The organism is Pantoea cypripedii, assembly GCF_002095535.1.
GTDB classification, from domain to species: domain Bacteria; phylum Pseudomonadota; class Gammaproteobacteria; order Enterobacterales; family Enterobacteriaceae; genus Pantoea; species Pantoea cypripedii.
This window is the reverse complement of sequence record NZ_MLJI01000001.1, coordinates 3,393,947-3,416,029: the sequence shown is the minus strand read 5'-3', so window position 1 is coordinate 3,416,029 and position 22,083 is coordinate 3,393,947. Positions and strand designations below refer to the sequence as shown.

The 22,083-nt window shown below is 56.2% G+C and carries 17 protein-coding genes; 13 read left to right on the top strand and 4 right to left on the bottom strand.

Annotated features, from left to right (window positions below; all coding sequences use genetic code 11):
• Nucleotides 1–33 precede the first annotated feature (33 nt).
• From HA50_RS15790 to mutH, 4 genes are all read right to left on the bottom strand, one after another.
• The gene (locus HA50_RS15790) at nt 34–1,074 is read right to left on the bottom strand and encodes an NADP(H)-dependent aldo-keto reductase (protein WP_084876517.1); all 1,041 of its coding nucleotides are present in this window, start codon (nt 1,072–1,074) and stop codon (nt 34–36) included.
• A 143-nt stretch (nt 1,075–1,217) separates the two neighbouring features.
• Entirely contained in the window at nt 1,218–1,436 is a 219-nt protein-coding gene (locus tag HA50_RS15785; protein ID WP_084876516.1) for a YgdI/YgdR family lipoprotein, read from the bottom strand.
• A 117-nt stretch (nt 1,437–1,553) separates the two neighbouring features.
• Nucleotides 1,554–2,264, bottom strand: a complete 711-nt coding sequence (locus tag HA50_RS15780; protein ID WP_084876515.1) for a TerC family protein — start codon at nt 2,262–2,264, stop codon at nt 1,554–1,556.
• A 139-nt stretch (nt 2,265–2,403) separates the two neighbouring features.
• Nucleotides 2,404–3,090, bottom strand: coding sequence for a DNA mismatch repair endonuclease MutH (mutH, locus tag HA50_RS15775; protein ID WP_084878564.1), 687 nt, complete (start codon nt 3,088–3,090; stop codon nt 2,404–2,406).
• Between mutH and HA50_RS31405 the strand changes: the two genes are divergently transcribed.
• From HA50_RS31405 to recD, 13 genes are all read left to right on the top strand, one after another.
• On the top strand, nt 3,089–3,262 hold the full coding sequence (locus tag HA50_RS31405; RefSeq protein WP_158087409.1) for a hypothetical protein: 174 nt from the start codon (nt 3,089–3,091) through the stop codon (nt 3,260–3,262). The two genes, mutH and HA50_RS31405, sit on opposite strands and share 2 nt — an antisense overlap.
• Before the next feature lie 512 nt (nt 3,263–3,774).
• Entirely contained in the window at nt 3,775–4,302 is a 528-nt protein-coding gene (gene rppH / locus HA50_RS15765) for an RNA pyrophosphohydrolase (protein ID WP_084876513.1), read from the top strand.
• 12 nt (nt 4,303–4,314) lie between these two features.
• On the top strand, nt 4,315–6,561 hold the full coding sequence (gene ptsP / locus HA50_RS15760; protein WP_084876512.1) for a phosphoenolpyruvate--protein phosphotransferase: 2,247 nt from the start codon (nt 4,315–4,317) through the stop codon (nt 6,559–6,561).
• 111 nt (nt 6,562–6,672) lie between these two features.
• Nucleotides 6,673–7,554: a prolipoprotein diacylglyceryl transferase gene (gene lgt, locus HA50_RS15755; protein ID WP_084876511.1), complete on the top strand. Its 882-nt coding sequence runs from the start codon at nt 6,673–6,675 to the stop codon at nt 7,552–7,554.
• The gene (gene thyA / locus HA50_RS15750) at nt 7,551–8,345 is read left to right on the top strand and encodes a thymidylate synthase (protein WP_084876510.1); all 795 of its coding nucleotides are present in this window, start codon (nt 7,551–7,553) and stop codon (nt 8,343–8,345) included. Before lgt ends, thyA begins: the two co-directional genes overlap by 4 nt.
• Nucleotides 8,346–8,526: 181 nt before the next feature.
• Nucleotides 8,527–8,997, top strand: coding sequence for a prepilin-type N-terminal cleavage/methylation domain-containing protein (locus HA50_RS15745; RefSeq protein WP_084876509.1), 471 nt, complete (start codon nt 8,527–8,529; stop codon nt 8,995–8,997).
• Nucleotides 8,988–9,527 carry a prepilin peptidase-dependent protein gene (locus HA50_RS15740; protein ID WP_084876508.1) on the top strand — a complete coding sequence of 180 codons (540 nt, stop codon included), beginning with the start codon at nt 8,988–8,990 and terminating at the stop codon, nt 9,525–9,527. The genes HA50_RS15745 and HA50_RS15740 overlap by 10 nt, the downstream gene beginning before the upstream one ends.
• A complete protein-coding gene (locus tag HA50_RS15735; RefSeq protein WP_338117365.1) occupies nt 9,524–10,033 on the top strand; it encodes a DUF2509 family protein in 510 nt (169 codons plus the stop codon). The genes HA50_RS15740 and HA50_RS15735 overlap by 4 nt, the downstream gene beginning before the upstream one ends.
• Nucleotides 9,960–10,223 carry a prepilin-type N-terminal cleavage/methylation domain-containing protein gene (locus HA50_RS15730; RefSeq protein WP_244193588.1) on the top strand — a complete coding sequence of 88 codons (264 nt, stop codon included), beginning with the start codon at nt 9,960–9,962 and terminating at the stop codon, nt 10,221–10,223. The genes HA50_RS15735 and HA50_RS15730 overlap by 74 nt, the downstream gene beginning before the upstream one ends.
• Before the next feature lie 82 nt (nt 10,224–10,305).
• Nucleotides 10,306–13,686, top strand: a complete 3,381-nt coding sequence (gene recC, locus HA50_RS15725) for an exodeoxyribonuclease V subunit gamma (protein ID WP_084876506.1) — start codon at nt 10,306–10,308, stop codon at nt 13,684–13,686.
• A gap of 106 nt (nt 13,687–13,792) precedes the next feature.
• A complete protein-coding gene (gene ptrA / locus HA50_RS15720; protein ID WP_084876505.1) occupies nt 13,793–16,690 on the top strand; it encodes a pitrilysin in 2,898 nt (965 codons plus the stop codon).
• Nucleotides 16,687–20,226: an exodeoxyribonuclease V subunit beta gene (recB, locus tag HA50_RS15715; RefSeq protein ID WP_084876504.1), complete on the top strand. Its 3,540-nt coding sequence runs from the start codon at nt 16,687–16,689 to the stop codon at nt 20,224–20,226. The genes ptrA and recB overlap by 4 nt, the downstream gene beginning before the upstream one ends.
• Nucleotides 20,223–22,052 (top strand): exodeoxyribonuclease V subunit alpha, encoded by a 1,830-nt coding sequence (gene recD, locus HA50_RS15710; protein ID WP_084876503.1) that lies wholly within the window; start codon nt 20,223–20,225, stop codon nt 22,050–22,052. Before recB ends, recD begins: the two co-directional genes overlap by 4 nt.
• Nucleotides 22,053–22,083: the final 31 nt, after the last annotated feature.

Genomic DNA, 22,083 nt, shown 5'->3' with positions numbered 1-22,083 from the left:
CGCGATTTATCGCGCATTTTGGCTGGCAGCTGGTTAAGGTGCCGGGTAAGTAAATTGACGATGAATCGCCTCAATGCCTTCCAGCACATCCGCATTCAGCGTCAGATTAAAACTCTCCACATCCGTCTTCAGCTGTTCCAGCGTGGTCGCACCCAGCAGGGTGCTGGCAACAAACGGCTGTTGACGCACGTAGGCCAGCGCCATCTGCGACGGGTCGAGATTGTGCTTCTTCGCCAGTTCCACATAAGCGGCTACTGCCTGCTGCGACTGCTCGCTGCTGTAGCGGGTAAAACGACTGAACAGGGTATTACGCGCCCCGGCCGGTTTTGCCCCGTTGAGATACTTGCCGCTTAAGGTGCCGAACGCCAGGCTGGAGTAGGCCAGCAGTTCAACGCCTTCATGCTGGCTGATCTCCGCCAGACCTACCTCAAAGCTGCGGTTCAGCAGGCTATACGGGTTCTGAATCGTCACGATGCGCGGCAGCTCATGCTTCTCTGCCAGTTGCAGATAGCGCATCACGCCCCAGGCCGTTTCGTTCGACACGCCGATATAGCGAATCTTGCCCGCGCGGACCTGCTCGGTCAGCGCTTCCAGCGTTTCCAGCAGCGTGACCGGCACGGTGGATTCGGTGTACTGATAACCCAGCTTGCCAAAGAAGTTGGTCTGACGTTGCGGCCAGTGCAGCTGATAAAGGTCGAGATAGTCGGTGTTCAGGCGCTTCAGGCTGGCGTCCAGCGCTTCACGGATGTTTTTACGGTCCAGTGCCTGGTTAGGACGAATTGACGCATCAGCGCCGCGTACCGGGCCAGCGACTTTACTTGCCAGGATAATCTTGTCACGGCTGCCACGCTGCTTCAGCCAGCTGCCAATATATTGTTCAGTTAAACCCTGGGTTTCCGGGCGCGGCGGCACCGGATACATTTCAGCAGTATCAATCAGGTTGATCCCCTGGCTGATAGCATAATCCAGTTGCGCATGAGCGTCGGCTTCGCTGTTCTGCTCACCAAACGTCATGGTTCCTAACCCCAGCTGACTCACTTCCAGCGTGCTATGGGGGATACGGTGATAGTGCATTGCCGGCTTCCTTTTTTCATTATGGAATGGAATGTTGTGTCCTGTGGGACTATAGCGCGTGAAACGGCGCGGAAGGAAGGGGGGAAAGTTCGGGAAATCGCCTGCACAGCTGGAAAAATACCGCAGGCGATGAAATTTGGCACTTAACGCTCAATGATGGTGGAGACCTCATCACCATTGATTTGCATTTCATGGCCCTGTTCGTCTTTGTACTGCACCAGGCCCGTGTCTTTATCAATCGCGGGTTTGCCTTCCGTCATAATCATGCGGCCATCTTTGGTCGCCATTACGTAATCACTGCTGCAGCCACTCAATACTACTGCCGCCAGCACCAGCCCCATTGCACTTACCAACCCTTTCATTCGCGACTCCCTTACACAACTTCAACAGCAAAAGTGTAGTAATAAATGGTTTTGGCGTTGGGGGTAATCACATCATTCCGAAAAGCAACGGGCGAGCAGGACTCGCCCTTGACTTTCTCAGGCCGCGCCTTTCCTGCTGCGCATCAGATTCAGGCATTCCACTGCCATCGAGAAGAACATGGCAAAATAAATGTAACCTTTTGGTACATGGACGCCAAAACTCTCCAGAATCAGGGTAAAGCCGACCAGAATCAGAAAAGCCAGCGCCAGCATTTTCACTGACGGGTGACGGTCAACAAACTCGCCGATGGTCCGCGCCGCGAACATCATCATCAGTACGGCAATCACCACCGCCATCATCATAATAATCAGATGGTCCGACAGACCCACGGCAGTGATCACTGAATCGAGGCTGAAAATAATATCCAGCAGCATGATCTGCACGATGGCACCAAAGAACGAATGTACGTTGGTTTTATGCTCTTCTTCGCCACCTTCAATGGTTTCGTGGATCTCCATACTGGATTTCCATAGCAGAAACAGGCCACCAAACAGCAGAATCAAATCACGCGCCGAGAAGGCATGGTCCATCAGCGAGAACAGCGGATTGGTCAGTCGGACCACCCAGGCTATCGAGGCCAGTAGCCCGAGGCGCATCAGCATGGCACCCATCAAACCGAGACGGCGTGCGCGATTTTGTTGATGTTTGGGGAGCTTCGCCACCACCAGAGAAAGGAAAATAATGTTATCGATGCCCAGAACCACTTCCAGAATGGTTAATGTCCCCAGCGCCAGCCAGGCATTGGGATCAGCAATCCAGTCAAACATGTGTACATTCAATCCTAAACGAAAAGTAAACGGCGATTATACACTTCATCATTCAAGTTGCAGCTGCGTTAGCTGCGTGTGCTCACCTCAGTCACTTGCCGCCTTGCTGCACCTCGAATGATTTCGTGTATCTACATGCTCACAATAAAAAATGGCGTGCCAGCAGTGGTCCGGTGAAACTCTTCTTGAGATAAAAGCCGCGAGGTAGCGTCATTATAGGTTCGCCATGCTCGCCGATGGCTTCAGTCAGCGCTTTGCTGTTGGCGGCTTTCGGGCGAAGTTGCAGCCAGGCACCGTGACGGGCGGTGATACGTTCCACCTGGCCGAGCACAATCATATCCATCAGTTCCTCCCAGTCATGGCGTAGTTGCTCCTCTTCTTCGGCACTGGGATGCCACAGCAGCGGCGATCCAACGTGACGCTCCGCCAGCGGCAATGCACGATCGCCTTCCACCGGAATCCACAATACGCGTGCCAGCTTATGGCGCACATGGCTGGTTTCCCAGGTGACGCCGCTGTTGCCCGTGAGCGGGGCGACACAGACAAAGGTGGTCTCCAGTGGTTTCCCCAGCGCATCCACCGGGATGGTTTTCAGCTCGATACCGAGATGAGCAAAATCCTGCTCCGCTTTACTGCCCGCGCTGGCACCGAGGTGCATCTCCAGCAGCATCCCCACCCAGCCTTTATCCCGCTTCAGATTGGCAGGCATCGGCAGGCCCAGCTGCGCAGCCAGAGCGGCAAAGCTTTGCCCCGCCAGCTGCCGGGCGCGTTGCAGCAATTCCGCTTCATTTTTTGGTGGCTCAGGCAGTAAAGCAGGGGAACTCATGGTTTTACTCATGTTGATTAAAATCCAGGCAGTAATGGCCTGCGCAGGTTGTCCACAAAATGCAGCCATTTATTTTGCTGATAATAGCATGATTCAGCATGCTTTTTTATTTGCTGCCATTCCACGGCTGGCAAGGGCGCGGCAGGTTATCCCGGTTTGTTATCGACAATAAACAGGATCTTAAGCCCAGTTATCCACAGAAAGATGGGATAACCCCGGCTTTAACCAACCCCTGTTTCCATTTACAGCCTTGACTTTAGCGATTTGTTGGCTTTTTTTCCCATTTCTGACCAGGTTTAGGACATTCTCTGTGGATAAAAACGACGAAGGTCGATCTTTGACCAGTTCGCCAGCGGGCGGTTATGCGCCCCGGTTTTTTTCGCCTGTAAATATCAGGTTTTATCTTTTATCCATAAGAAAACATTGGATTTTATTATTGTCTGGTCCTGTTATGATAAGACTTTTCCGAAGCGGTTATTCAATTAATTCCCGTGTTCTGCACAAAGCTATCCACAGAAAAGGTGAATAAAATCGCCCTGAAATCGACTCCCCTGTTCATAACCTGGCTAAACTCTGTGAGTTATCCTGTAATTATTCCGTCATCACCCCAGATATCCAGTGGTTTACCGCCTGTAAGGAGTGTGAAACAATCAAGCTATTCAAATTTAGCTTTGAGGTAGTCCAGTGATCGATGATGATGGCTACCGCCCGAATGTTGGTATCGTAATCTGTAACAGGCAAGGACAAGTGTTATGGGCCAGGCGCTTTGGACAGCACTCCTGGCAATTTCCCCAGGGAGGCATCAATCCCGGTGAAACCGCAGAACAGGCGATGTATCGCGAACTGTTTGAAGAAGTGGGTTTGCACCGCAAAGATGTTCGAATACTTGCTTCAACCCGTAACTGGTTACGTTACAAATTGCCAAAACGTTTGGTGCGTTGGGACACAAAGCCGGTGTGTATCGGCCAGAAACAAAAGTGGTTTCTTCTGCAGTTGATGAGTAGTGACGCGGATATCAATGTGCAACACAGCAGCACGCCAGAGTTTGACGGCTGGCGCTGGGTCAGCTTCTGGTATCCGGTGCGTCAGGTTGTCTCCTTCAAACGTGACGTCTACCGCCGCGTAATGAAGGAATTCGCTGGCGTGGTGATGACTATGCAGGAGAGTGCGGGGCCGCGCAATGTCGCAGCCCATCGACGTAAGAGAGGATAGGCCACGCCCTTTATGCTCACTCAGTTGCGCGAAATAGTAGAAAAAGTGGCGAGTGCGCCGCGTCTGAATGAAGCACTCGACCTTTTGGTAAATGAGATTTGCCTTGCGATGGAGACCGAGGTTTGCTCGGTCTATCTCGCTGATCACGATCGTCGCTGCTATTACCTGATGGCAACACGCGGGCTGAAAAAACCGCGTGGCCGCACGGTAACGCTGGCATTTGACGAAGGTATTGTGGGTCTGGTTGGCCGCCTGGCCGAACCGATCAACCTCGCTGATGCGCAGAGCCACCCCAGCTTCAAATACATCCCTTCAGTGAAAGAGGAGCGCTATCGCTCCTTCCTCGGCGTGCCCATTATCAGCCGCCGTCAGCTGCTGGGCGTGTTGGTGGTGCAGCAGCGTGAGCATCGTCAGTTCGACGAAAGCGAAGAATCTTTTCTGGTCACGCTGGCCACCCAGATGGCGGCACTGCTGTCGCAATCGCAGCTGGGTCAGCTGTTTGGTCAATTCCGTCAGTCACGGGTAAAAGCCATTGCTGCTTCGCCGGGCGTGGCGGTAGCGCCAGGCTGGGTGGATGAGACCCAACCTCTGCTTGATCAGGTTTCCGCTGCTTCAACGCTGGATGTGCAGCGTGAACGCGACCGTCTGGCCGTCGCCATGAGCGAGGCCGCCAATGAATTCCGCCGCTTCAGTAAACGTTTCACCGCCAGCGTGCAGAAAGAAAGTGCAGCGATCTTCGATTTGTATTCGCACCTGCTGACTGACGCGCGCCTGAAAAAAGATCTGTTTGCCGAGATCGAACGCGGATCCGTCGCGGAATGGGCGGTCAAAACGGTGATCGAGAAGTTTGCCGCCCAGTTTGCCAGCTTGCAGGATCAATATCTGCGCGAGCGGGCCGGGGATCTGCGCGTGCTGGGCCAGCGTCTGCTGTTCCACCTCGATGATTCCCTGGTGGGCACCAATGCCTGGCCGGAACGTTTTGTGCTGGTTGCTGATGAGCTCACCGCAACCACGCTGGCCGAACTGCCTCACGAGCGGCTGGCAGGGGTGGTGGTGCGCGATGGCGCAGCCAACTCTCATGCAGCGATCCTGACGCGAGCCATGGGTATCCCGACGGTGATGGGGGCAGATATCCTGCCTGCCCAACTCAACAAACGCCTGCTGATTGTCGATGGTTATCGCGGCGAGTTGCTGATCGATCCTGAGCCGGTGCTGGTGCAGGAATATCAGAGGCTGATCAGCGAAGAAAACGCGCTGAGCAAAATGGCCGAAGATGTGGTTGAGCAACCGGGCGAGCTGAAAAGCGGCGAACGCGTGCAGGTGATGCTCAATGCTGGTCTCAGTCCGGAACATGAGCGCGCGCTCGACAGCTGGGTCGATGGCATTGGCCTGTATCGCACCGAAATTCCTTTTATGCTGCAAAACGGCTTCCCGTCGGAAGAGGAGCAGGTGGCGCAGTATCAGGGCATGCTGCAACTGTTCCACAACAAGCCGGTGACGTTGCGTACCCTGGATGTCGGCGCGGATAAGCAATTGCCATATATGCCAATTAGCGAGGAGAATCCCTGCCTCGGCTGGCGCGGTATCCGCTTAACCCTCGACCAGCCGGAAATCTTTCTGGTGCAGGTGCGCGCCATGCTGCGCGCCAATGCGGCCTCGGGCAATCTCAGCATTTTGCTGCCGATGATCAGCCATATTGATGAGATCGAGGACGCGCGGCGTCTGATTGATCGTGCCGGGCGGGAAGTGGAAGAGATGCTTGGTTACATCATCCCGAAGCCGCGCATTGGCGTGATGATCGAAGTGCCGTCAATGCTGTTTCTGATCCCGCATCTGGCGGATCGTGTCGATTTTGTCTCGGTTGGCACCAACGATCTGACCCAGTATCTGCTGGCGGTGGATCGCAACAATACGCGCGTGGCGAATCTTTACGATCCGCTGCATCCGGCGATGTTGCGCGCGTTGCAGACCATTGCGCAGGAAGCCCACAAGGCCAAGCTGGAGCTGGGGCTGTGTGGTGAAATGGCTGGCGATCCGATGTGTGTCGCGCTGCTGGTGGGGCTGGGCTATCACCACCTCAGTATGAACGGTAAAAATATCCCGCGCGTGAAGTATCTGCTGCGTCATCTCGACAAAGAAGAAACGCAGAAGCTGAGCGAGCAGGTCGTGGCGGCTCACACCGCTTCGGAAGTCCGCCATCAGGTTTCCGCTTTTATGGAGCGACGCGGCCTGGGTGGATTGATTCGCGGTGGTCGCTAAGGTTTACATTTCTGCGACATTTATGAAAACACCGCTGTGCTATTATGCGCAGCCTTTATTGCATTGCCCCTGGCCACACCGTTTTCAGGGCAGAAAATTCCATGGTGAAAGATGACTAACGGCTATATCGCTTTTCCCCAATTTGACCCGGTGATTTTCTCCGTCGGGCCGATTTCGCTCCACTGGTACGGTTTGATGTATCTGGTGGGCTTTATATTCGCTATGTGGCTGGCGGTGCGTCGAGCCAACAAGCCAGGCAGCGGCTGGAAAAAAGAGGAAGTGGAAAACCTGTTGTATGCGGGTTTCCTCGGCGTATTCCTCGGTGGCCGCATCGGTTATGTGTTGTTCTACAACCTGCCGTTGTTCCTTGAGAATCCGCTGTATCTGTTCAAAGTCTGGGATGGTGGGATGTCGTTCCACGGCGGCCTGATGGGCGTGATCGTGGTTATGCTGATCTTTGCCCGTCGTACCAAACGGACTTTCTTCCAGGTCTCTGATTTTATTGCACCGCTGATCCCATTTGGCCTCGGTGCGGGTCGTCTCGGTAACTTTATCAATGGTGAACTGTGGGGCCGCGTGGCACCTGATTTTAAATTCGCCATGCTGTTTCCAGGTTCACGCAGTGAAGACGTGGCGCTGGCGGCCACTAACCCGCAGTATCAATCCCTGCTGAATACCTACGGCGTACTGCCGCGTCATCCGTCGCAGCTGTATGAACTGATGCTGGAAGGGGTGGTGCTGTTCATCATCCTCAACCTGTTTATTCGCAAGCCACGCCCGATGGGCAGTGTGTCAGGACTGTTCCTGATTGGCTACGGTGCATTCCGTATTATTGTTGAATTCTTCCGTCAGCCGGACGCGCAGCTGGGTCTGTTCGACGGCGGTATCAGTATGGGGCAGATTCTCTCGACTCCAATGATTCTGGCTGGCGTGATTATGATGATTTGGGCGTATCGTCGTCACCCACAGCAACAACCGCGAGAGGTAAAATGAAACAGTATCTTGATCTGATGCAACATGTGCTGAATGAAGGCGCAGAAAAGGCCGACCGTACCGGCACCGGCACGCTCTCCATTTTTGGCCACCAGATGCGTTTCAATTTGCAGGATGGTTTTCCGTTGGTGACCACTAAGAAATGCCACCTGCGCTCCATCATTCATGAATTGTTGTGGTTCCTGAAAGGTGAAACCAACATTGGTTACCTGAAAGACAACAACGTCACCATCTGGGATGAATGGGCGGATGAAAACGGCGATCTTGGCCCGGTATACGGCAAGCAATGGCGTAGCTGGGGCAGCGCCAGCGGTGAAGAGATTGACCAGATTTCCCGCGTGATTGAGCAACTGAAACGCGACCCGGATTCGCGCCGCATCATCGTTTCGGCGTGGAATGTGGGTGAACTGGATCAGATGGCGCTGGCACCTTGCCACGCGTTCTTCCAGTTCTACGTGGCGAATGGCAAGCTTTCATGCCAGCTGTATCAGCGCTCATGCGACATCTTCCTCGGTTTGCCATTCAATATCGCCAGCTACGCATTGCTGGTGCATATGGTGGCGCAGCAGTGTGACCTTGAGGTGGGCGATTTTGTCTGGACCGGTGGCGATACCCATCTGTACAGCAACCACCTGGAACAGGCGCGTTTGCAGCTGACCCGCGAACCGCGTCCGCTGCCGAAGCTGGTTATCAAGCGTAAGCCCGCCTCGATCTTTGATTATCAGTTCGAAGATTTCGAAATTGAAGGTTACGATCCGCATCCGGCGATCAAAGCGCCCGTCGCGATTTAAACCTGAGAATGTGTGCCCCAAAGCCCTGCCTGAGCGCAGGGCTTTTTTGTTTCATCCCCCGGAATGCGCCTCGCAAAATCCTGTATTTCTCTGTCATCTCCCTCTCTTTTCCTGCGCCCGCTTTTCCAGAATGCGGCTTCTCTGCTTGAGCCATTAAAGGCTTCAGCGCAGCCTGATAGTCATGAACAGAAACGATGAAAACGGCTTTACCCTGCCGGAGTTATTACTGGTGATGGTGATCGCCAGTGTGCTCAGCCTCGGAACTTTGCAGGGCTGGCAACGCTGGCAACAGCATCAGCAGTTACGGGAAAGCGTATTGCAACTCCAGGGCTTTTTACTGCGGCTGCGCGCCTATGCCAGCTGGCATAACACGGATGCCAGCCTGTGGCTGCAATCCGGCGATCCCGGCTGTATCGGCAGTGGAACGCGCCCGGTGGACGGATGCCTGTCAGCATCACGCTGGATCTTTACACCACCCCATGCGGGCGTGCGCCTCGTCAGTATCACGGGCGAACCGGGCTTTTATGGCCGCCGTGATGTCGCCAGGGCGGGCAGCATGGATATTGAAAGCAGCGCCGGGCGCTGGCGGGTGATTATCTCAGCCCGCGCGCGCATTCGTGCCTGTCCGGCGGGAGAGAAAGGATGCGAATAAGGCAGGCGGGGTTCAGCCTGCTGGAAATGCTGATTGCGATGGCGGTTGGGGCCGTGCTGATGCTCAGCGTGGGGCGGTTTTTGCCGCTGCTGCTGGCGGAAAATCTGGGTTTACAACAGCGGGTCCAGTTGCAGCTGGAGCTACAGCAAATCACGCAAACGCTGCAAAAAGCGTTGCGCCGCGCGGGTTACTGTAACGGTGAGTGCAGCGGTCCGGCGCTGACGCTGAGTGAAAATGGCAGCTGCATCCTGCTGCGCTGGGATGAAAACAGCAACGGCCGCTGGGAAGGTGTCGGCCATAGCGATAGCGATTTCTATGGCTATCGCTTACGCAGTGGCCAGGTCGAGATGCAGCGTGGCGTCGATGAGTGCAACAGCGCGGGCTGGGAACGCTTAACCGATCCTGACTTTCTGACCGTTACCCACTTCAGAGTCGAGCGCCAGGCAGAGCGTCTGATCGTGCAACTGACGGGCAAAGCGGGTCGGCAATCGGTTGAGCTGGAGAGCTGGCTGATGGGAGATAACCTGTGAAACAGGCGGGTAATAGCACCCTGGGTATGGTGCTGATGGTGCTATTGATGGGCGGCCTGACCTTACATGCCACCCGTACCCGACTGGCGCAGGACATGGTTCTGGTCGCTGATGAACAGCAGCATCACCAGGATTTCTGGCTGGCGGCAGGCGCATTGCAATGGGGCAAAGTACAGCATTGGCCGCAGACGCCGGGTTGGCAATGCCAGTGGTGGGTGACGGAGCAGTGGCGCAGCTGTCTGCTCCGCATGGAGGACGACCGTGGGTTATTACAGGGAAGTGGTACCGGGCGAGAGCTGGCGCTCTGGCATTGGGTCTCGTTACAGGGTAATCAAATCAGGTTTCGGGCGCATGGCTGGATTGATTACTGCCCGCTGGCGGACGCCGCGTTGTGTCAGGCAGCAGCAAGGATTCAGCCTGGCAGAAACCCTGGTGGCGATGCTGCTGCTGGCGATGAGCATCAGCGCGCTGCTGCATTATCACCGGGCGCTGGCGCTGGGTTTTAGCCAGCAATGGCAGCAGCGTCAGGCATGGCAGGTTGCAGGCCAGGCGTTGCTTGGTCGCGATGTTGCAGGCTGGCGAATTCAACGCCAGCAGCAACCTCAGCCAGGCAGCTGCATACTGGAACGGGTGACCGTCAGCAGCCCGCAACAGCGCGAGGCTTCACTGGCGCGGCTGAATTGTCCTTCTCCCTGATTGCGTCCTTGCGGTAGGCATCCCAGGCGATACAGGGTAGAGTGACCAGGCTGCGCAGTTTTACTTTTATACGGGAGACTTCATGTTCCGGGTTTACCACTCCAATCAGCTTGACCTGCTTAAAAATCTGGCTGGAATTCTGATTGAAAACCAACCGCTTACCGACCCACTTGCTGCGGAGCAGGTGCTGGTACAAAGCCCCGGTATGGCGCAATGGTTACAGATGGAACTGGCGCACAGTTTTGGCATTGCGGCGAACATCGATTTCCCGCTGCCCGCGACCTTTATCTGGAACATGTTTGTGCAGGTGCTGCCGGATATTCCCAAAGAAAGCGCCTTTACCAAAGCCAGCATGAGCTGGAAATTGATGCATCGTCTGCCCACGTTGCTGGAGCAGGATGCTTTTCAGTCGCTGCGCCATTACCTGCATGACGATGCGGATAAGCGCAAGCTGTATCAACTCAGCGCCCGTGTCGCCGACCTGTTTGACCAATATCTGGTGTATCGCGCTGACTGGCTTAACAGCTGGGAGCGTGGTGAGTTGATCGAGGGCTTAGGGGAGTCGCAGCAGTGGCAGGCGGCGTTATGGTGTGATCTGGTCAGTTTTACGGAAAGCCTTGGCCAGCCGCTGTGGCATCGTGCCAATTTATATGCCCGCTTTATCCAGACGCTGGAACAGGCCAGCAGCCCACCGCCAGGCCTGCCGCAGCGGGTGTTTATCTGCGGCATCTCCGCGCTGCCCCCGGTCTATCTCCAGGCTCTGGAAGCGCTGGGTCGCCATATCGATATTCATCTGCTGTTCACTAATCCCTGCCGTGATTACTGGGGGGATATTCAGGATTATGCGTTTCTGGCTAAACTCCAAAGCCGCAAGCGTCGCCGCATTCATTCCGATGAACAGCAACCCCTGTTTCGTGATCCTGCGGCAGCCTCCGCGCTATTTAATGAATCTGGTGAGCAACAGTTAACCAATCCGCTGTTGGCATCGTGGGGCAAGCTGGGGCGCGATAACCTGTTTCTGCTCAGCCAGATGGAATCTGCCGCCAACGATATCGATGCCTTTGTTGATATCCCTCCCGACAATCTGCTGCATGCGTTGCAGGCTGATTTACTCAACCTGGAAGATAATGCGGTGATTGGTGTAAGTGCCGGAGAGCTGGCGGGCAGCCACAGCAAGCGTTTGCTGGATCCACAGGATCGTTCGCTGACGATTCAGGTTTGCCACAGCGCGCAGCGCGAAGTCGAAGTGCTACAGGATCATTTATTAGCCTTGATGGAGGCCGATCCGCAACTGAAACCGCGCGATATCATCGTGATGGTGGCAGATATCGACAGTTACGCGCCCTTTATCCAGGCGGCGTTCGCCAGCGCCCCCTCATCCCGTTATCTGCCGTTTGCCATCTCTGACCGCAGGGCCAGTCAGGCACATCCGGCCATTCTGGCGTTGTTGAGCTTGTTGTCGTTACCGGAAAGCCGTTTTGCTTCGGAAGAGGTGCTGGCGTTGCTGGAAGTCCCGGCGCTGGCGCAGCGTTTCTCGGTGGATGAAAGCGGTTTACGCCTGCTGCGTCGCTGGGTGATGGAGTCCGGGATTCGCTGGGGGCTGGATGATGCCAGCGTCGAGGCACTGGCGCTGCCGGTCACCGGTCAGCACACCTGGCGCTTTGGTTTGCAACGCATGCTGCTGGGTTACGCGCTGGAAAGCCAGAACGGTGACTGGCAGGGAATTCTGCCTTATGACGAATCCACCGGATTGATTGCCGAACTGGCAGGCCATCTGGCGGAGTTGCTTTCACGGCTGGAGGCCTGGCGCGCACGGCTGGCACAGGAACGACCCCTTAACGACTGGCTGCCGTTATGCCGTGAATTGATGGATAGCTTCTTTAGCGGCGATAGCGAAAGCGAAGCGGCTTTGATGCTGGTGGAAAACCAGTGGAAGCAGATTATTGAGCAAGGCATGCAGGCGGCTTATGCCCAGCCGATTCCGGTCACGTTGCTGCGCGATGAACTGCGTTCACGTCTCGATCAGCAGCGCATCAGCCAGCGTTTCCTTGCCGGGCCGGTTAATTTCTGTACGCTAATGCCCATGCGTTCAATACCCTTCAAAGTCGTCTGCCTGCTGGGCATGAATGACGGTGTCTATCCGCGCACTTTGGCACCACTGGGCTTTGACCTGATGCAGCAACAAATGCGTAAAGGCGATCGCAGCCGACGGGATGATGACCGCTATCTGTTCCTCGAAGCACTGATTTCCGCCCAGGAACAGTTATATATCAGCTACATCGGACGCGCTATTCAGGACAATACCGAACGTTATCCATCGGTGCTGGTGACGGAACTGGTTGATTATCTTGGTCAGAGTTTCTGTCTACCGGGGGATGAAGGGGCTGAACCGGATATCAGCGAGCAGCGGGTACGTGAACATTTACAAACGCTGCATAGTCGTATGCCGTTTGCCGCAGAAAATTTCCAGCCGGGCAGCTATGGGCAAAGTTTTGCCGCCGAGTGGTTGCCTGCCGCAGCCGGGCGGGGTGAGGCGCAGCCTGACTTCGTCCAGCCGCTGGCTGCGATGCCGTTGACCACGGTGTCGCTGGAACAGTTGCTGCGTTTCTGGCGTCATCCGGTACGCGCCTGGTTTCAACAGCGGCTGGGCGTGGCTTTCTGGATGGAAGAGAGTGAATTGCCTGATAGCGAACCCTTCTCTCCCGACAGCCTTGAACGCTATCAGATCAACGCGCAGTTGCTGAATACCCTGGTGGCAGGTGAGGATCCAGCGCAGCTGTATGCCCGCCACCGCGCAGCAGGAAATCTTCCTTATGGCGCATTTGGGGAACTTTTCTGGCAAAGCCAGACCGAAGAGATGCAGGAAGTGGCAGCTGAAGTCAGTGGACAGCGCCAGGCAGCGGAAAGCTGGGAGGTAGATCTGCCGTTGGGCGATGTGCAGTTGACCGGCTGGCTAACTCAGGTGCAAGCTGATGGACTGCTGCGCTGGCGTCCCGGTGTGCTCAATATGAATGATGGTTTACTGCTGTGGCTGGAACATCTGGTGTATTGCGCCCTGGGGGGCAGCGGCGAAAGCCGTATGTATGGTCGCAAGCAAAGTCACTGGCGTTTCAGTGCGATTGGCAGAGAACAGGCGCTGAGCCTGTTGCAGGAGTACATGGCCGGGTATCAGGCCGGATTGGCACAGCCGCTTATGCTGCTGAACAAATCTGGTGGTGCCTGGCTGGAAGCGAGTTTTGACGCGAAAACCCGTCAGCTATTGGATGATGAGGTCACGCAGAAAAAAGCGCGTAGCCGGCTAATACAGGCCTGGCAGGGTGGTTTTCAGCTGGAAGGTGAGGGCAGTGATCCTTACCTGCAGCGCCTGAGTCGTGTGCTTGATGACACGGCACTTCAGGCAATCACTGATGCTGCCCGGCGCTGGTATTTACCGGTGCGGCTCGCGCATCACGATGATGAATAGCAATTGGGTGACGATGTTACAGGATGTCGTCCTCACCATAATAAAAAGTCATTTTTTTGGCCGCCGGGTGCACAGCCAGCGGTATAGGGTAAAGTAAGGGGTTTAAATGCGGATTTACGCACGCTGGATAGCGGCGCTGCTGCTTAGCATCACGGCTTTAACTGCCGTGGCTGATGAGCAGCGCGGCTGGCAGCCAGTCAATGAAACCATTCGTAAAAGCGATCACGATCCACGCGCCTATCAGGCGATAACGCTGACAAACGGCATGACCGTCCTGCTGGTCTCCGATCCCGCCGCACCTAAGTCACTGGCAGCATTGACATTGCCGATTGGATCGCTGGACGATCCTAATCAGCAACTGGGCCTGGCGCACTATCTCGAACATATGGTGCTGATGGGATCGAAGCTCTATCCCCAGCCGGATAACCTCGCAGAATTCCTGAAAAAACACGGTGGCAGCCATAACGCCAGTACCGCGTCCTATCGCACGGCGTTCTATCTCGAAGTGGAGAATGATGCGCTGCAACCGGCGGTAGATCGTCTGGCGGATGCTATTGCTGAGCCGTTACTCGATCCGGTCAATGCCGATCGTGAACGTCACGCGGTCAATGCCGAGCTGACGATGGCACGCTCGCGCGATGGCCTGCGTATGGCGCAGGTGGGCGCAGAAACCCTCAACCCGGCGCATCCCGGCGCGCGTTTTTCCGGCGGCAATCTTGATACGCTGAAGGACAAACCGGGTAGCCAGCTGCATCAGGCGTTGCTTGATTTCTACCATAGCCACTACTCAGCTAACCTGATGAAAGCGGTGATTTACAGCAACAAACCGCTGCCGGAGATGGCGGATATCGCCGCTAAAACCTTTGGTCGTGTAGCGAATCACCAGGCCAGCGTGCCGGATATCAGCGTGCCGGTGGTGACCGATGCGCAGAAAGGTATCATCATTCATTACGTGCCCGCCCAGCCACGCAAGCAGCTGAAAGTGGAGTTCCGCATTGCTAACAACAGCGACCGTTTCCGCAGTAAGACCGACACGCTGATCAGCTACGTGCTGGGGAATCGCAGCAAAAACACCCTGAATGACTGGCTGCAACGTCAGGGGCTGGCGGACGGTGTCAATGCCGGTGCTGACCCGATGACCGAACGCACCAGCGGCGTGTTTGCCATTACCGTCTCGCTGACCGACAAAGGTCTGGCACAGCGTGATGAGGTGGTGGCAGCAATATTTAGCTATCTCGATATGCTGCGTAGCAAAGGCATCGATAAAGGCTATTTTGATGAAGTTTCCCATGTGCTGGCGCTGGATTTCCGTTATCCCTCCATCACCCGCGACATGGATTACATCGAATGGCTGGTTGATACCATGCTGCGGGTGCCGATTGAGCATGCGCTGGACGCCCCGTATTTGGCCGATGACTATGATCCCGCCGCCATCAAGGCGCGTCTGGCGGAGATGACGCCGCAGAATGCACGTATCTGGTATATCAGCCCACAGGAGCCGCATAACAAAGAAGCCTACTTTGTTAATGCGCCTTACCAGGTCGATAAAATCAGCGATGCCCAGTTCAGTGACTGGCAGCAGCGCGCCAGTGCGATTCAGCTGTCATTACCCACCCTGAACCCTTATATCCCGTCGGACTTCTCCATCATGCCGTCCGATGGCAAAACCTACACCCATCCCGTTGCACTGACCACGGGCGACAGCATGCGTATTTTCTGGATGCCAAGTCAGTATTACGCCAGTGAACCGAAAGCGGCGATCACCCTGGCGCTGCGAAATAAAGCGGCGATCAGTGATGCACAGCATCAGGTGTTATTTGGCCTGAATGATTATCTCTCCAGCCTGGCGCTGGATCAGCTGAACTCGCAGGCATCAGTCGGGGGTATCAGCTTCTCTACCGGGGAAAATGATGGTCTGGAGTTTAACGCCAGCGGCTTTACCCAGCGTCTGCCGGAACTGCTGAAAAAGCTGGTGGAAGGTTACGCCACCTTCACGCCAACCCAGCAGCAACTGGAACAGGCGAAATCCTGGTATCTTGATCAGCTGGAATCGGCGGATAAAGGCAAAGCGTTTGAACTGGCGATTCAGCCGATGCAGATGCTGTCGCAGCTACCTTATACCCAGCGTGAGGAGCGTCGTAAGCTGGTGAAAGATATCACCCTGCAGCAGGTCACCGACTATCGCGATGCGCTGATTCACCACGCCACACCAGAAATGATCGTGGTCGGTAATCTCTCTGCGGATCGGGTCAAACAGCTGGGCGAAGATCTGAAGCAGCAATTGCAGAGTGACGGCCACACTTACTGGCACAGCAACTATGTGGCGATTGATAAGCCGATCAAAGCCAACATGCAAAAAGCGGGCAGCAGCACCGATTCGGCACTGGCTGCGCTCTATGTGCCGCTCGGTTACAGCGAATACCAGAGCATGGCGAGCAGCTCTATGCTCAGCCAGATTGTGCAGCCGTGGTTCTATAACCAACTGCGTACGGTGGAGCAGCTGGGTTATGCGGTGTTTGCCTTCCAGATGCCGGTGGGACGCCAGTGGGGTATCGGTTTCCTGCTGCAAAGCAACAGCAAGCAACCGGCTTACCTGTTGCAGCGCTTCCAGGCCTTCTATCCACAGGCCGAACAACGCCTGCGTGATATGAAACCGGAAGAGTTCGCCCAGTATCAGCAGGCAATGATCAACGATCTGCAACAGCGTCCGCAGACGCTGGATGAAGAAGCCAATCGCTACAACCGTGATTTCAATCGCCAGAACTTTGCCTTTGATACCCGTGAAAACGTGGTTGCCCAGATCAAACAGCTGACCCCTGCCGGCCTGGCAGATTTCTTCCATCAGGCAGTGCTGGCACAGCAGGGCATGGCGATGATTTCGCAGATTGGCGGCAGCCATGATGGCACGGTGAAAGACGATTATGCCCAGTTGCCTGGCTGGACCACCTGGCAGGAAGTTTCGCAGTTGCAGCAGTCGCTGCCGGTGAAGAGTGACGACAAATGAGTTTACTGCCTGAATCGCTCAATCCGCTGACGCTGCCATTGCGTGGTGAGCGGCTGATTGAAGCCTCAGCAGGGACCGGCAAAACCTTTACCATCGGCTTGCTTTACCTGCGCTTGCTGCTTGGATTGGGGGGCGAGCGGGCTTATACCCGCCCGCTCTCAGTTGAAGAGATTCTGGTAGTTACCTTCACCGAAGCCGCTACTGCTGAGCTGCGTGGTCGTATCCGGGCAAATATCCACGAATTGCGGCTGGCTTGCATTCGCGGGCACAGCAACAATCCGATGCTGGCGCAATTGCTACAGGAAATGCCACAACCGGCGGAAGCGGCTTCTTTGCTGCTGGCGGCAGAGCGGCAAATGGACGAGGCGGCGATTTTCACCATCCACGGCTTTTGCCAGCGCATGCTCAACCTGAATGCGTTTGAATCCGGCATGTTGTTTGAACAGCAGCTGATCGAGGATGAACAGCTGTTGCTGAAACAGGCGACGGCGGATTTCTGGCGACGCCACTGCTATCCGCTGACGCTGGATGTGGCGCGTGCCATCGTGGCGGAATGGAGCGGCCCGGAGCAGCTGCTGACAACCTTACGCCCCTGGCTACAGGGCGAGACCCCGACATTGCAGTCTCCCCCCGCACCTGACGAAACGCTGGCGGCACGCCATGCGCAAAACCTGGCACGTATTTCTGACATCAAAGCACGTTGGGCGGCAGTGGGTGAAGACATCGGTAACCTGATTAGCGGCTCCGGGGTCGATAAGCGCAGTTACAGCAGCAAAAACCTGCCGCTTTGGGTCAGCAAAGTTTCGCTGTGGGCGCAAAGCGCAACCCATGATTATCAGGTGCCAGCGGAACTGGCACGTTTTGGTCAGCAGGTATTGATTGAGAAGACCAAAAAAGGTGAAGCCCCTGAGCATGCGTTATTTGTTGCGATTGACCAGTTTCTGGCGCAGCCGATTTCTCTGCGCGATCTGGTGATTGCCCGGGCGCTGACCGAAGTACGCAGTGCGGTGCGGAAAGAAAAACGGCTGCATGCGCTGCTGGGTTTTGATGACCTGCTGAGCCGACTGGATGAAGCACTGCAACAGCCCGCAGGCCCGCAGCTGGCTCAGGCGATTCGTCAGCGCTTTCCGGTGGCGCTGATTGATGAGTTTCAGGACACCGATCCCTTGCAATATCGCATTTTCAGCACGCTCTACGTTAACCAGCCAGAGCATGCGTTGTTGCTGATTGGCGATCCCAAACAGGCGATTTACGCGTTCCGTGGTGCGGATATTTTTACCTATATCCGCGCCCGTAATGATGTGAGCGCCCACTATACCCTCGATACCAACTGGCGCTCATCACCGCCGATGGTTGAAAGCGTCAACCGGCTTTTTAGCCGCCTTGATGCGCCTTTTTTATTCGCCGATATTCCGTTTTTGCCGGTGCACTTTGCTGAGCCAAATCAGGCATTGACGCTGAATCTCGATCAGCAACCGCAGGCCGCATTACGCTTCTGGCTACAACCCGGTGAGGGATGCAGCGTGGGCGATTACCAGCAACTGATGGCGCAGCAGTGTGCGGCTGATATCAGCCACTGGTTGCAGGCGGGTCATGAACAGCGTGCGTTGCTGGGGAAAGCACCGGCACTGCGCCCGGTACAGGCTTCGGACATCACCGTGCTGGTGCGCAGCCGCAACGAGGCGAACCTGATTCGCGAAGCGCTGAACCAACTGGCGATTCCATCGGTGTACCTGTCGAATCGCGACAGTGTCTATACCACCCCGGAAGCGCGCGAGTTGCTGTGGTTGTTGCAGGCGGTGCTGGCACCGGAGCAGGAGCGGATGCTGCGTACTGCGCTGGCAACGTCACTGTTTGCTTTTGATGCGGCGCAACTGGATGCACTCGATCAGGATGCGCGCGGCTGGGATCAGCTGGTTGACACCTTTGCCCGCTGGCAACTGGTGTGGCAGCAACGTGGTGTGCTGCCGATGCTGCGCGAGATGATGCAGGAGCGGCAGCTGGCGGAAAATTTGCTGGCTTCGGAAAACGGTGAGCGCCATCTGACCGATTTGTTGCATCTGGGCGAGTTGTTGCAGGAGGCGGCATCTCAGCTCGACAGCCCGCATGCGCTGGTACGCCATCTGGCGCAGCAGATTGCCCGTCCTGATAGCCAGGCGGCCAGCCAGCAGCTGCGTCTGGAAAGCGATCGTCATCTGGTACAGATCGTCACTATCCATAAATCGAAAGGCTTACAGTATCCGCTGGTATGGCTGCCCTTTGCCGCCGGTTTCCGTGAAGCCGATACCGCGTTGTATCACGACCGGGAAAGCTTTGGTGCGGTGCTGGATTTACAAAACGATGAGGCCAGCCTGGAATTAGCCGAGCAGGAGCGTCTGGCGGAAGATTTGCGTCTGTTGTATGTGGCGCTGACGCGTTCGGTTTATCACTGTAGCGTTGGCGTGGCACCGCTGTTTCGCGGCACCCGTAAGAAAGAGGGCGCAAGCGATCTGCATAAAAGCGCACTCGGTTTTCTGCTGCAACGCGGTGAGGCTACGACGGCGGAGCAACTGGCTGCACTGCTGGCAGCAATGAATGATGCAGCAACCGAGGTGGTGCCTGCCGGTGATGCTGATGCGACGCGCTGGCAATCTCAGGCCGTCAGTGAGACGACGTTAAATGCGCGTGAAGTGACACGTGCGCTGGCCGATCCCTGGCGTGTTACCAGCTACTCCGGTTTACAACAGCACGGCAGCAGCCGTTTGCTGGAAGTGATGCCGGGGTTTGATGTGGACGCAGCGGCAGACGAGCCGGGCGAGCCACAACCTTCTGCACTGACGCCACATCATTTCCCGCGCGGTGCGGCGCCCGGTACTTTCCTGCATGAACTGTTTGAGTCGCTGGATTTTACCCAGCCACCCAGCGAAGAGCTGCTGTTGCAGCATCTGCAACAAAATGGTTATCCACCGCACTGGCAGCCAATGCTCAGTGACTGGATTGCCAGGGTAGTAAGTACCCCACTTAATGCTGAGGGAATTCATCTGGCGGGCATTGAACCACAACATCGCCTGGTCGAGATGGCGTTTTATCTGCCGATTAATGGCCTGCTGCGCGCTGAAGAAATGGATGCGCTGGTGCGCAGCCATGATGGGTTATCGCAGCATGCCCCGGTCCTCGATTTTCGTCAGGTGCAGGGCATGCTGAAGGGCTTTATCGATTTGGTGTTCCGCTGGCAGGGTAAATATTATCTGCTGGATTACAAATCCAACTGGCTGGGCGATAGCCATACCGCCTATACGCCGCAGGCGATGGCTCAGGCGATGATCGACCACCGCTACGATTTACAGTACCAGTTGTATAGCCTGGCGCTGCACCGTTATCTGCGCCATCGGCTGGCTGATTACGATTATGAGCAGCATTTTGGTGGGGTGTTCTATCTGTTTTTACGCGGTATGGATGGCAGCTCGCCTGACAATGGTGTGTTTCACACCCGGCCATCCGGCGAGTTTATTACACAGCTGGATAGCCTGTTCAGCGGGCAGGGAGTGACATCATGAGTAGCATGACCGCCTTGCTGACTCAGGCGATGGAACTGCGTTTACTGCGTCCGCTTGATATCCAGTTTGCTTGTCTGGTGGCTGATGACAGCCAGCCTGCGCGTCTGCTGGCCGCGGCATGCCTCAGTGCCGAAGCGGGAGAAGGGCACGTCTGTCTGCCGCTGACGCAACTGACGCGTGATGAATTATTTAATGGTCGCCATCCTGAGCTGGCGCAGGCCATCTGGCTGGCGGCCGGTGAGCCGCAGGACTGGCTGGCGGTCTTCCAGGGCTGGTCCGCGCTAAGCGATAGCGCGCAAGCCACCCCTGTCGTGCTGGCGCAGCAGCGGCTTTATCTGCATCGGTTGTGGCAAAACGAAGGCCAGGTGGCACGCTTTTTCCGTGCAGATGCCGCGCCGCAGCACTTTGCTGCCGAGGCAATACGCCAGGTGCTGGACCAGCTGTTTGGCATACAGCCAGAGGACTGGCAAAAGATTGCCGCTGCGGTGGCGCTGACACAAAAAACTGCGGTGATTTCCGGTGGTCCCGGCACCGGCAAAACCACGACGGTAGCGAAACTGCTGGCAGCGCTGATTCGTCTGAGTGACGGTACGCTGCGTATTCAGCTGGCCGCGCCGACCGGGAAAGCGGCCGCGCGTCTGACGGAGTCATTGGGCAAAGCGCTGCGACAACTTCCGGTTAGCGATACGGAGCGGCAGGCTTTTCCGGCTGAAGCCACCACCCTGCATCGCCTGCTGGGTGCCCAGCCGGAGACGCAACGCCTGCGCTATCATGCGGGTAATCCGTTGCATCTGGATGTGCTGGTGGTGGATGAAGCTTCAATGGTCGATCTCGGCATGATGGCGAATCTGATCGCGGCCTTGCCGCCGCAAGCGCGGGTGATCTTTCTCGGCGATCGCGATCAGCTGGCGTCGGTCGAAGCGGGGGCGGTGCTGGGGGATATCTGTCGCTGTGCCGAAGCCGGTTACAGCCTGGAACGGGCAACTCAGCTCAGCCAGCTCACCGGCTGCGACGTGCCGGGCAGGGAAGACGCGGAAGCGCCGCTGGTGCGGGACGCCATCTGTCTGCTGCGCAAAAGCTATCGCTTTGATGCTCAATCAGGCATTGGCAAGCTGGCGGCGGCGGTGAACCAGGGCGATGTGGCGGAAGTTGAGCGCGTGTTTGGCGCAGGTTTTAGCGATATTACCCGTCAGCCGTTGAGCGATGCGCAGGCTTATCAGGCCATGCTAACTCAGGTTGCGGAGGGCTATCGACCTTATCTGCAGCTGGTGGCCGGGCGGGCTGATCCCGCCGATATTATCCATGCTTTTGGCCGTTATCAGCTGCTCTGCGCATTACGTGAGGGGCCGTTTGGCGTGCAGGGACTTAACCAGCGTATTGAGCAAAAGCTGATTCAGTTGCAGTTGATCCGTCGCCCGACGGGCGGCAGCCGTTGGTATCAGGGCAGACCGGTGATGATAACGCGCAACGACAGCGCGCTGGGTTTGTTTAATGGCGACATCGGTATCACGTTACCCGACGAGGAAGGGGTGCTGAAGGTGTTCTTTCCGTTACCGGATGGCACCATTAAAGCGGTGCAACCCAGCCGATTACCGGCACATGATACCGCCTGGGCGATGACGGTGCATAAATCACAGGGTTCAGAATTTGATCACACTGCGCTGGTGATGCCGGCGCAATTTCTACCGGTGTTGACGCGTGAGCTGATTTATACCGCCATTACCCGTGCGCGCCAGCAGCTGACGTTGTACAGCGATGACGGTGTGTTCCGACGTGCGGTGCAGCTACGCACCCAGCGCAGGAGTGGCTTGCTGGAGAGGCTGTAACGCACCCGGTCGTAGCGGCGCAATTTATTGC